This window comes from Brakhagea slesvicensis (assembly GCF_052161625.1).
Taxonomy (GTDB): domain Bacteria; phylum Planctomycetota; class Planctomycetia; order Pirellulales; family Pirellulaceae; genus JBKCUI01.
Window position 1 is genome coordinate 3,468,391 of record NZ_CP197412.1, and the last position, 12,173, is coordinate 3,480,563.

A 12,173-nucleotide genomic window follows, 5' to 3' on the forward strand; every position below is an offset into this window, starting at 1 on the left:
TTCGTACGAAGGTTAGAGAACCGAGAGGCCTTCGTTGCGACGTTGTATCCACTGTTTCACTTCGGGCATCTTGCCATACGCATAAGCCATCAGTGCAATCGGGTGGATGGTCGGTTTATCGGTCCCTTGTTCCATTTGCAGTTTGCAGGCTGCGCACTCGGTGCTCCCGAGCTGCGCGTTGGATGCCTGGGTCGTGCTGATCAAGTTCCATCCGACGCGAAGAGAGGTTCGATAGGTCTGACGCCGCATACCGTAGGTGCCTGCCATGCCGCTGCAACCAGCATTGGCATTGGTCACCGTGACCCCGGGAATGAGGTCGAGTAAACGGAGGCCGGAGTGTTCCGGATCGATCGCTTTCAGGTGGCAGGGGGTATGATACAGGATCGACGCTGTGAGCGGTTTGAAATCGAGTTCCAATTCGTTGCGTTGATGAAGTTGCCAGAGGTACTGGCCCGCTTCCCATGCGTGGCTGGCGACGAGTCTCGCATCGTCGTTGTCGAGAATGCTGACGTATTCGTTCTTGAGGCAGAGAATCGCGGTGGGTTCCGTGCTCACGATCTCGTAGCCTTGCCGAACGGCTTCGGCCAATTGGCGGATTTGAGGACCGATCCACTTTCGGACTTGCTCGATATCCCCCATGGCGATGCGGGTCATCCAGGTCACGGTTTGCCAAGGAGGAACGTAGACCTCGACATTTTGATGCTGCATGACTGCGACCAAAGACGTTCCGAGGAGCGGGTTGTTCCAATTGGCATACTGGTCGACGAGGTAGAGAATCTTTCGGCCACCTGCTCGATTGGGTCGGGTCAGTCGATTCTTGGAGGCCCATCGCAAGAACGGCTGCTTGGCAAAAACGGGAAGGCGTCTCCCTTGTGCGATACCGGTGGCCTTTTCGAGAAGCCAACGCGCTGTCCCATTTTCGAGGGCCCAGTTCGACAGGACGGGTAGTTTCGACGCGAGGGAGCTCAATAAATCGATTCGAGATAGAAGCCGATCGCTCCAACGAAGGCCGCTAATCGCGGTGTATTGCGATTTGAGCTCCAGCACTAACTTGGGAATGTCGACCGATGCGGGGCATTCGATCCTGCATTGATGGCAGTGGAAGCAAAGATCGGCGATTCCGCGCAGCTCGTCCCCTTCGAGGGCCGTGGATTGGATATTGCCGGTCAATAAGCCACGGACCAAGTTCGCTTTGGATCGCGGGGATGCCTCTTCGCTCCGCGTCGCGCGAAACATGGGGCACATTCTCTCGCTGGGTGCGGTAGTCCGGCACCGACCACAACCGTTGCACGAGTCGGCTACTTCCTGAATCGATTCGCTCTCCGTTCCCCATCGCAATATCGGGAGAAAGGGAGGGCGTTTGGCGACCGACTCCGAAGTGGAATCGGAATCTGCATTGGGATTCGGTGCACTGTTGTGTTCGGAAGGTCCCGGTTCCAAGGAGGGGACGCTCTGCGCGGCCGAGCCTCGTAAGTTATCGGTGATTTTCTGTGCTGAATCGGTGATGAGTTTGCCTGGATTGAGGATTCCGTTGGGATCAAACAGTTCCTTGACCTGCCGGCAAACCGGGTAGAGTTCCCCTAGCTGTTGACGAAGGTAATAGCTTCGGCTGAGTCCCACGGCATGTTCCCCGGAAATCACGCCGCGATACTCGAGGACTTTCTCGACCAATCGGTCCGCGATCCGTTGCATCCGAAGGACATCGTCGGGGGAATTGGGATCGAGGAACGGACGGAGGTGCAAGTGTCCGTGGGCGGCGTGCGCGAAGAGGGCCCCGGTCACCCGCTCCGCCTTGAGAGTGTTCTGAACGTCGACGACAAACTCAGGCAGTCGATCGGGTGGGACGGCAAGGTCTTCGACGAATGGAAGGGGACGCGCCAAGCTCTTCAGACGATAGAGCCTGGGGATGACCCGGCGGCTCAGCTTCCATATAAAATCCCGTTCGTTGTCATCGAGGATGATGCGTGAGGTAATCGTATTCGGGGCGCGCCGACTAATCCGTTGCGCAAGGCTCGTTAGTTTGTTCCGTACTTCGTGGGCATCGTCGCCCTGATGTTCGATTAGCAGCAGTGCCTCGGCGCCCCTGGGGAGCATCGATGCATAACGGGGGTCCAAGTCTCGGGCGATTTCGATCAAGCGACGGTCCATCAAATCGCACGCAGCGACTTTATCCCGTCTCGCTTCGGAGGCGGCTTTGACGGCCAACTCCAATCGGTCAAAGAAAAGGAGTACGACGCCACGGGCCTCTGGCATCGGTTGCACTTGCAACAGGAGCTCGGTGAGAACGGCCAAGGTCCCTTCTGCCCCCGATTGCAAGCGAGCGAGGTTGACGGTTTCGTGGTCGCTCACATCGAGCCGATACCCACAACCGCGCGCGACGCCTCGCCAGGGTGGGTTTTTGATGGCCGACCGGTTTGCCCACAGAACGGATCCGACTTCGGATGCCAATTGATCCAATCGCGGATTACCGGAATCGGGTCGTGACCACCGGTGTGTTCCCAACCGGACCTTGGATCCGTCGGCGAGGACCGAGGCCGCTTCGAGAAGTGATTCACCTGCCGTACCGTATCGTAGAAAGTGGCTTCCCAGAGAGTCGATCGCGACCACGCTGCCGATGGTGGTCACCGATCGCGTGGCGGGATCCGGGCCGAACACGAGTTTCTGTTTGGCCAGCGCGCGATTGAGTTCGGCGAGCGGGAGTCCTGGTTGGACGCGGACCGTATGCGCGTCGCGGTCCAGTTTGATCATCCGGCGCATGAACCGAGAAAAATCGATAACAATCCCCGGCCCGATGGCTTGGCCGGCGTGCCCGGTTCCTCCGCCGCGAGGGAGGATTGGCAAGGAATTTTCGTGGGCGTATCGAACACATTGCGCGACATCTTCTTCGTGCCGTGGCCGAACGACCGCGATCGGAGTGATCTGGTAGAGGCTCGCATCGGTCGCATACATATGCGTGTGGAGCGGATTGCAGAAGACTTCTCCGTCCAATGCCCCGCGCAAATCGGCTTCGATTCTCGTCTGTTCAGCATCCATTCAGCTATCCGTGACTCTTTTGCCAATCATCCGTGGCTCGTTTGATAATGGGTGCAGTTGCATGTCCACCATTGGGCCGCCTGCTTTTGATTCCATTCATTGGCTTCGGGTAACACCTCCAGCGCGCTGAGAAGTTCCTGGGCGGACTGAAACCGATCCTTCGGCTGTTTGGCCAAGCAACGGAGAACCAAATTGTCGAGCTCAAGCGAGATGGGAGCCGATCCCGATTTGCGCTGGGACGAGGGTGCAGCCGGTTGTTCGTGAATATGCGCCAACAATACCTTCAGCGTCGGTCCAGCAAGAAACGGCGGCTTGCCGGTCAAGATATAAAAGGCAACGCCACCTAGTGAATAGATGTCGGATCGGTGATCGGGCTGAGCCTCCCCGAGAGCTTGTTCGGGCGACATGTAGAGCGGGGAGCCGGTCAAAGAGCCGACAACCGTGAGCTCTGGCTCCGACGGGGCGTTGACGGCGGTCGTTATCGGTTTGGCCAAACCGAAGTCGAGCAACTTCACGACATCGTAGGCACCTCCCAGTTCGGTGACCATGATGTTGGCGGGCTTGATGTCGCGGTGGATCAACCCGATTCCGTGCGCTTCGATCAATGCGTTGCAAATTTGTTTGAGCAGGTATACCGCGCGGCCGGGCGACAAAGGGCCGCGGCGTTTGACGAGCTCCTGCAAACTGAGACCGGTCAGATACTCCATGACATAATAGAACTTTCCGTCTGCGGTGCGGCCGTAGTCGAAAATCGAAACGCTGTTCCAGTGTGTCAATCGCGAGGTGGTGCGGACTTCTCGCTCGAATCTCGCGATGGCTTTCGGATCGCCTGCTTTCTCGGGGCGAATGACTTTGATCGCGCAAGGCCTCTTCATGAGCCTATGTTCGGCAAGATAGACATCCCCCATTCCGCCGGAGCCAATCTTCTCTTTGAGTTTGTAACGCCCCAATTCCTTCGCCTCATGAGCCTTCTCGCGGAGATAGGAGATCATGCGGACGCTGGAGACGCTGGCGAAGATGGTGGCTACTAGGACCAGCACCATCTCGACCATGCTGGAGGGATCGAATCCGATCGCGGCGCGTACATCGGGGTGCAAGACGATGGCGACGATCGTGGCGAGAATCGGAAAGAGCGACATCGTAACGCTGGCCCAAAGGACGACCCACCAAGACCTGGGGACGAAGATCGAGTAGGTGAAAATGAGGATCAGCCAACCTCCCATCGGCATTTGGGGGATCAAGCTGAAATCCTGCACAATGAAGACGATCTCCAGATAGTGGAGGACGGCAAAGAGGCAGGATGTCAGACCGAAAATCGCTAGCTCGCACCAGCGAAGACAACGACAGGTTGCTGACGGGACGCGATAAAGCCAGATTCCCATCCCGATCAAGGCGATTGCTGATGCGATCTCCAAGCCGATGAAAAGCCACCCCAAATGCTGGTCGATCGAAGTCGCTTCGCGAAGTAGAGTCCACAGGGAAAAGATGCATGCCCCGAATCCCAATGCCAAAGCAGCCCCAGCCAAGCGGGTTTGGAGCAGCTCATTGGTCCCTTGGGTCTCTCCGGTATCCCCCTCCTGCAACTCGATGCCGATCGGGGTATTCGAATCCACCTCGGGTCGCATCGGAATTGCAAACGGACTGTTTGCATCCAATGTGATGTCGTCGTGGTCGGTCGGGGCAATCCAGGTGCTCAAGCATCACCTATCGGTATTGGAAAACACAGAATCATAGCGTTGGCAACCCGGTTCTTTGCCCCGAGGGGAGATCCAACTTCGCCGGCTCAAAACTGCACACCCTGTCGAACAGGTTTGGTGTAACCGAGTTGCAACTCTGGCAAGATCTGGCTCATCCCGTCCGGCATATTGTCGGGCAATTTGATCATTAATTCAACGAGCATATCCCCTGCAATTCCATCCGATCCCTTGAATCCTTGTCCCTTGAGCCGCAACTTTTTCCCGCTGCTGCTCATCGGAGGGATGGTCAGGGAGATCGTACCCGATGGAGTTTGTACGTCGATCCTTCCCCCCTGGATCGCTTCTGCAAGCGAAATCGGCAAACGCAATTCAAGGTTTCTGCCGGAGAGCTTGTAGTGAGGATTGGTTTCCGCATGAACGGTCAGCAGGAGATCGCCCGGCTTTCCTCCGTGGACCGACTGCCCTCGGCCTCGCAATCGAATCTTTTTTCCAGGTTCGATCCCCGCCGGAATTTTGACCGTGATCGACTCGGCCGTGCCGTTGGTGTTGAGCTGGATTTGTGTTTCGCCACCTTGCACGAGCGTCCGAATGGGGACGAAGATTTCCGCGCTGACGTCGGCACCTCGGGGTTGCCTTCGCGAGCGGCCACCGCCAAATTGACCGAAAATACTGCTGAAGTCGACCGGGGAGCCGCCCCCCCCAAAAATGTCGCCAAAATCGAAGCCTTGGGTTCCATCGCCTCCAAAGGGCTGCCCACCCAACTGTTCATATCCTGCACCGAATTGATCGTATTTTGCACGCTTATCGGAATCGTTGAGGCAGTCGTAAGCCGTTTGGATTTCTTGGAATCGCTTCTTCGCGCCTGCGTCGTCGGGATTGAGATCGGGATGATGCTTTCTCGCTAATTTGCGATAGGCTTTCGTAATCTCCTCGGCGGATGCGGTTTTTTCGACTCCTAGTACTTTGTAATAATCCTCGGCCATCTCAATTTCCAAGCTGTCAAATCGGCTGTGTTTGAATCGGGTTTCGACATCTGGAGCAAATTATCGGCCAAATCGATTTTGCGAGTCGAAAATCTGGGGCAGGGCAGGGGGGCTATTCGATGGGCTCGTCCTGCCAAGTCACGATGTGCCCCAGCGCCGAGAGCTTCTCTGCCAAGGCCGATTTGGCCGGCTCTTCGCCATGGACCAGCCGGATCTCGCGGGGCTTGGTCGGAATGTTTTCTACAAACCGTATCAAATCGTTTTGGTCGGCGTGCGCGGAGTAGCCAGTGAGCGTGTGCGTTCTTGCTTTGACCTGCAAGTCCATGTTGTCGAGATGGATGTTGCATTTCCCCTCAGAGCATTCCTGAATCGACCGTCCGGGCGTACCCAAGGCTTGATAGCCGACAAAGACGACATCGGTGTTCTCTCGCCCTAAAAACGCCTTCAAGTAGTCGACGACTCGACCTCCCGTGCACATCCCGCTCCCCGCAATGACAATCGCAGGCTTTTTAGACTTCAACAGATGGGTGACTGCCTCGCGATGGTCCGCACCGGAATCGATTTGCACCAAGTTGTTGAAGACCAGCGGTTGGCTGTCCACCGAAAGGACTTCCCAAGCCTCTTCATCCCAATACTCCTGCATCGCATCGTAGATGTCCGTCAGTTTGATCGCTAAGGGCGAGTCGACGATGATGTCGATATGTTTGAGCATCGAGCACTGCATCTTGTGCCCGATCTCTTCGAGGATCTTGTTGAGTTCATAAAGGAGTTCTTGCGTTCGACCCAAACTGAACGCTGGGATGATTGTGACTCCACTGTTGGAGATGGTCTCGCACAAGATCGATTCGAGTCGATGGATCCGCGTCTCTCGTCCTTCGTGAATGCGATCTCCATAGGTGCTTTCGAGGACCAAGTAGTCCGCACGCTCGGGGCTCACGGGGTCTTTCAAGATCGGAGTGCAACGAGACCCAAGATCTCCGCTGAAGACAACGCGCTCATCATCGCGATCCACCTCGATATACGCGGAACCGAGGATATGCCCCGCCTGTTGGAATCGAATCTTGGTTCCCTGGCCAATGTCGATCCATTCGCTATACAAACAGGGGTGAATATGCCGCTTGAGATCCTCCAAAAAGGATTTGATTACCTGCCGATTTCGGGTGATGCCCAGACGCATTGCATCCTCGAGCATGATGGGTATTAGCTTGGCCGTCGGGACGGTGCAGTAGATGGGTTTATTGAACCCGGCTTCCATCAAATAAGGGATCCTGCCGATGTGGTCGATGTGCACATGGGTAAGGAGGAGGGCATCGATTCCCTCCAGCGGAAAGTCGATTTCCATCGACGGACGTTTACGTGCATCGGCTCCCTGGAACATGCCACAATCGACCAGAAGCGATCGACCATTCTTGAAAAACAATTGGTGGCATGACCCGGTTACGCCGGTGTGTCCGCCGTGATGGACGATTCGCATGGGAGTTTCGATTTGGTGAGGGTGGGAAGAGGAGGGACGCATGACCTCAGTGTAGTTCGATCGGTTTAATTTCGGTGCAGGGCCAATCTTTTCCGTTTTGAATTCGCCGTAGATTGCCTGGATTGCCTGTTTTGTCTTTGGTGACACTTACGGCCCGGCTATTCTCCCCTGGCGAGCATGGACACTTTGTCTGCGCCCCCACCGGTCCTACCTTTTTTCGTCTCGTCCCGCCTTCCATCCGTCCCCCCCAATCAGGTTGTCGATGATACGGTTTGTTTTCGAAACTGGTCCGAATCGCTATCTGCTCTTTTGGGCAATGATCTCAGGCCTATTTCTGGTGCTGGTCGGTTGTGGGACAACGAAGTCGTTTACGGCGACGGAACAATTGCTGATGTCCGATGCGGTCGATTCCACGATTTCGAAAATGGATTTTCGTCCCTTGTCGGGGCACAAAGTCTTCTTGGACGTTACCTATGTTTCTGCTGCGGGCAAGGTGATTCCAGGGGTTCCACTGCCGGCGAATCTTGTCACCTCGGACTACATCATCAGCGGACTGCGGCAACAAATGACGGCGGCGGGGTGTATGCTCGTCGATTCTCGCGATGCGGCGGAGATCATCTGCGAAGCGCGATGCGGTGCGCTGGGAACCGATGGCCATAGCGTCATCTACGGGATGCCGGCCAACAATATCTTCGCGAACGCGTCCAACGTGATCCCCGGCTCCCCTCAGTTGCCGACCATTCCCGAGATCTCGGTGGCGAAACGGGAGATGAAGAGCGCGGCCGCGAAAGTCTCGGTCTTCGCATACGACCGCGAGACCCGTGAGCCCATATGGCAGTCTGGCATTGCACAAGCCGGCAGCAGCGCCCGAGACACGTGGATCCTCGGAGTGGGGCCCCTCCAATACGGCACCATCTACGGAGGTACCCGGTTCGCCGGGAAGCGAATCAAGCCACAACCCAATGGAGCGATCAAGTCTGAAGAAATCGTCCATGCCAATGGGGTGGATCACCGAGGCGGCTTTCTCTTCGCAAACCGAATTTTTGGCCAAAAGTCCAGCGAGCAACCCAATCCGGAGACCGCAACCTCTTCGGCCCCGACCATGACCGCCACGACCGATACCAACCCAACGACGCGATGATATCGGCCTAGCTCGGCATTTCGTTTCATATTTTACTTGACATGGAGGGATGCTCTTCGTTAGCCTCTCGCAATGTTGTACTAAACGCCTTTACCGGTCGCTCCCTCCCTGTCGCTGTCGAATATCGCCCGTCCCACCTAACTGGTCGAGGTAAAGTATGGACGTGCCCTTTTTTTCATCCAATCAAAGCTCTCAACCTAGCTCTCAACCCAGCTCTCTTTTGAGCCATCCTGAGTCACTTCTCCCGGGCTTTTTCCATTGCCCCAGTCAAGACCTTGTTCTCTACACGCACGACAAGGAACGGAGAGTCACCTACATCAGCGAATCAGCGTCCCGAGTTTTCGAAGTCGACATCGATCAATGGAAGCGGAAGAACTACGCGCTTCTGCTGACCAATCACGCTTGGAATGACGAGTATGTCATCGCGGCAAACCGTTCGATTCCGACCGATGATGTGCAAATACTCCGATGCGAGATCTTGAGCGACCGCGGACGCCGTATCCCGCTCGAGGTTCGTCGCAAAGGTGTCGTGCTCCATGGCGAATGCATCGGCACGATCGGAATCACCAGACGCATTCCGGCGGAAGAGACGAGCTGCCAAGTTCTCAATCGTCTTTTCAAAAAGTCGGAAGACCTCCAAGTGATGATCGCGCGTTGGGAGACGCTGACCTCGTCCGAGAGGGACGTGGTTCAACTCGTGGTCGATGGTGCCATGAACAAAATGATCGCACGCAAACTGAACATTGCAGAACGAACTGTCGAAGCGAGGCGGTCGAAGATCATGCGAAAACTAGAACTGAACTCCGTACCGGACCTGGTTCGATTTCACTTGATCATCCAGCATGGCATTACGGCTTTCGAGCCATCCGCCCCTGTGGCGTCTCCAACGCAAGAGAATTAGCAAGGGCGACGGCGGCCCTTCTCTGGAATGCCGGCCTATTCATCCTGCCTGCGCGCAATCTTCATCGACATGACATAATCGAATCCTATTCTGGTTGCTGATAGCTAGCGAACAGAAAGGAAATCAAGATGATTGCAGTCGAATCGTTTGCAAGTGGCCAGCCCCGTTTTCGTGCCTCGAGCGAAGACATCTACCAGTTCATCGACGGTGGTTTGCGCCATCCCGACCGAAGGATCCGGAAGCGTTTTCACCGGTCGGCAGCGGCGGCAGCCCAAGGGATCTCCGAGAATGCATGTCTCACTTCGGTGGTGGCTACTTTGTTCTGTGGGTGCAGCGAGATGTTCGTACTTGGGTGCTATTTCGACCGCGACGCCTCTGCGGACTCGTTGTTGGAAACCCATGCATACGACTGGTTGGCGCTCCAATTCGGTGCCGATGTCGCGGAACTGGTTCGCCTGCAGTTCTCCGCTCGCCGGTTCCTATCGACCGTGATCCCTCAGTATTTTCCCAGGCTTGCTCTGGCGCATCAACGGGAAGTATTCGGAGGCGGCGGATTCATGAACCAATTCGAGAAGCAGGTCTTTACACAGAGTCCTTATTACTCGCGCGTACTAGCGATGGCTCGTTGGCTAGAGCAGGCCAACGAATGCTGGGTGGATATTCCGGATATCGAGTTCTTTATGGTCTTTCTCGAATTGGGGATGGAGAGGACGGAACGAAAAGGGCTCCCCGGTTAGTCGGGTTCAAGCCGCTCGATACGGACTGATCGTCCACCCGTTGGCATGGGCTCGGTGCGAGGAGACCATGGATGGACTTCCTCCTCGCGACTCTTCATCTTGTTCGTTCAGCCAAAGAGGAAGAAGACGAATCGCTTCGACTACCGATTCCGGCGTATCTTTCAGGAATACGTCGATCACCACGAACTGCGTTTCACGGCACTCTTTCACGCTCCCCCAATACGATTCGTTCTTCGCTAACTCCATGAACGTTAAGAAGCACCGAAGCTTTTTGTGCCGGTAGGCATGGTGAACAGAGGAATAGTGAACGAGGTCGATGTCCTCCACGTTTCGACGCGACCCCCTTGGGTAGTGCAGAGAACTTTGGGCCAGGGTTGCCGCAATCTCCTCCGCGTGGGGAATGCCTCCCGATAGGAAGCGATGGAATTGATCCCATCCCTGCATCGTCTTCGTCGCGTAGCTCTCGGCTCTGATTTCCATACGTGACATCCCTGATGGTGCGCGTCATGCCTAGATTTCATCCATGAAGTCTTTCGCCCCTCGAAGGGCTGGCAATGTGCTGCCATCTGATTGCAAATGGAATGCCACGAGGATCGGGCCGTTCCATTTGGGAGACTGGGTGGACTGCGAAATGGCGAGGAGGGATTGGGCAAGATCCCACAATCGTCGTTCACGAAATGACTACGACAATATTGCGCTCGTGGGCGACGAATTGTCGTGCCTGGTAGCAGCTAGTTGTCGTCCGTCTCTTTGAGGACGAGGAATTGCCACGGGGCCAAACGGACGAGCATGCCGGGATTGAACAATTCGCCTCGATGGGTTTCACAAGTCCCTCCGCTGAGCGGGTCTGCGAAGTGGACATGGCTGACGCAGTTGCGATCGATCGAAAGTCGAATTCGTCCTTGCGCTGCTCGAGGCGAGTAGTTGACGACTACGAGCAAGTGGCGGAATTCGGGATCCTTCCAACGGAACGCGATAATGCTTTCGAACGAGGTATCGCCATCCCAGGCCGGCTTTGCCTCCAACGGCAGCCATCTTCCTCGGTTGAGCGTATCATCTTGAAGGAGTTTCAGGAGGCGGAGGTAGAAGTCATGGACTTGTTCATCCACCGGCTCGGGGTGGCGGCGAACGACATGGGGCGAAATCTTGAGACGCCGACCATCCAATTGTCCTTCGTGGAAGAACTTCATGCCCTGGGAAAGGTAGCACAACACCGCGGCCGCGAAGTGCTGGGGATTGGAAAGAATGCTTCGGATGCGAGGCTCATCGTGGTTCTCGAGAAATCGTACCAGTTTGGATTGATAGCTATCATCGGCAAGCCAATGGAGGCGAATCGATTCGGGAGAGTCGCGGAGGAGACGATCATAGAGAATTTTGTCATAGCAGTAGTCAAATCCAAGCCGCTGTAGATCCCACTCGCGATTCCAATAGACCTCTGCCATGAAGCAGAACTCGGGATACTCTTGCTTGACCGCCGGAATTGCTTCCGACCAAAAGGGGAGGGCAGGGCGGTGCCACGTCTTCTCGAATACGTCGGGAATGATCAGCATTGCCATGTCGCATCGAACACCATCGCAAAGGGTCGCGATATGTTGCAACTCTTTCTGCATCCGTTCAACAAGCTTCGGGCTGCTGAAGTCCAGCTGGGCGGTATCGATCCAGCCCGGGAAATAAGGATCGCGTCCGTGAGCAAATACGGTCCCGTTGGGATGTCGGAAGTAGTTTTGCGGTTCTCGATTCAGCAATTCGTCCGAACCGAGGATGAAGAGATCGGGATCTGTCTCAAGCCAAGGGTGGTCGAGACCAACATGGTTGGGAACAAAGTCGAGCATCAAGCGAAGCCCCCGCTGTTGAAGCCGTTCGCGGAGACGCGTCAACGCTTCGTTACCTCCTAAGGCTTCATGCACCCGATAAGTAGTGATGGCAAATCCAGAACCTTGGATGTCCTCGTCACTCAAGTCCGGGAGGGCGGCCTGAAATTCCTGTCTCCAAGTCGCTTGCCGTCGCGAGATCCGCTTGGAGGCGTCGCCGGTTTGCCAGACACTAAGTAGCCAAATCCACTGGAAACCCAGCGACTGCCATTGATTCAAAAGCTCATCTGGCAAGTCATCCAACGTGGCGGGATGGCAATTCGCTTGGGAGAGGTCTCGTAGCAGTGCTCGAATGTTGACTTGATAAAGTGCGGTCATGGTTAGGCAAGGCAAGCT

Annotated in this window: 9 protein-coding genes; 3 read left to right on the forward strand and 6 right to left on the reverse strand. The window is 55.8% G+C overall.

Translation table 11 applies throughout. The features are described from left to right. Window positions 1-12 precede the first annotated feature (12 nt). From SH467x_RS13135 to SH467x_RS13150, 4 genes are all read right to left on the reverse strand, one after another. Window positions 13-3,033 (reverse strand): FAD-linked oxidase C-terminal domain-containing protein, encoded by a 3,021-nt coding sequence (locus SH467x_RS13135; protein WP_482367562.1) that lies wholly within the window; start codon window positions 3,031-3,033, stop codon window positions 13-15. 26 nt (window positions 3,034-3,059) lie between these two features. Continuing rightward, window positions 3,060-4,730, reverse strand: a complete 1,671-nt coding sequence (locus tag SH467x_RS13140) for a serine/threonine protein kinase (protein WP_482367563.1) — start codon at window positions 4,728-4,730, stop codon at window positions 3,060-3,062. A gap of 86 nt (window positions 4,731-4,816) precedes the next feature. Continuing rightward, the gene (locus SH467x_RS13145) at window positions 4,817-5,713 is read right to left on the reverse strand and encodes a DnaJ C-terminal domain-containing protein (RefSeq protein ID WP_482367564.1); all 897 of its coding nucleotides are present in this window, start codon (window positions 5,711-5,713) and stop codon (window positions 4,817-4,819) included. 112 nt (window positions 5,714-5,825) lie between these two features. After that, on the reverse strand, window positions 5,826-7,187 hold the full coding sequence (locus SH467x_RS13150; RefSeq protein ID WP_482367565.1) for an MBL fold metallo-hydrolase: 1,362 nt from the start codon (window positions 7,185-7,187) through the stop codon (window positions 5,826-5,828). Between the two features lie 262 nt (window positions 7,188-7,449). On the opposite strand from SH467x_RS13150, the gene SH467x_RS13155 reads away from it, so the two are divergent. The 3 genes from SH467x_RS13155 to SH467x_RS13165 all read left to right on the forward strand — a co-directional run bounded on the left by SH467x_RS13155 (window position 7,450) and on the right by SH467x_RS13165 (window position 9,966). Continuing rightward, window positions 7,450-8,328, forward strand: coding sequence for a DUF6655 family protein (locus SH467x_RS13155; RefSeq protein WP_482367566.1), 879 nt, complete (start codon window positions 7,450-7,452; stop codon window positions 8,326-8,328). Window positions 8,329-8,485: 157 nt separating this feature from the next. Further along, the gene (locus SH467x_RS13160) at window positions 8,486-9,229 is read left to right on the forward strand and encodes a LuxR C-terminal-related transcriptional regulator (protein WP_482367567.1); all 744 of its coding nucleotides are present in this window, start codon (window positions 8,486-8,488) and stop codon (window positions 9,227-9,229) included. A gap of 128 nt (window positions 9,230-9,357) precedes the next feature. Further along, window positions 9,358-9,966, forward strand: coding sequence for a hypothetical protein (locus SH467x_RS13165; protein WP_482367568.1), 609 nt, complete (start codon window positions 9,358-9,360; stop codon window positions 9,964-9,966). A gap of 6 nt (window positions 9,967-9,972) precedes the next feature. Here SH467x_RS13165 and SH467x_RS13170 read toward each other — a convergent pair whose 3' ends face one another. Next, window positions 9,973-10,446, reverse strand: coding sequence for a hypothetical protein (locus SH467x_RS13170; RefSeq protein ID WP_482367569.1), 474 nt, complete (start codon window positions 10,444-10,446; stop codon window positions 9,973-9,975). Between the two features lie 251 nt (window positions 10,447-10,697). After that, window positions 10,698-12,155: an alpha-amylase family glycosyl hydrolase gene (locus SH467x_RS13175; RefSeq protein WP_482367570.1), complete on the reverse strand. Its 1,458-nt coding sequence runs from the start codon at window positions 12,153-12,155 to the stop codon at window positions 10,698-10,700. Window positions 12,156-12,173 lie beyond the last annotated feature (18 nt).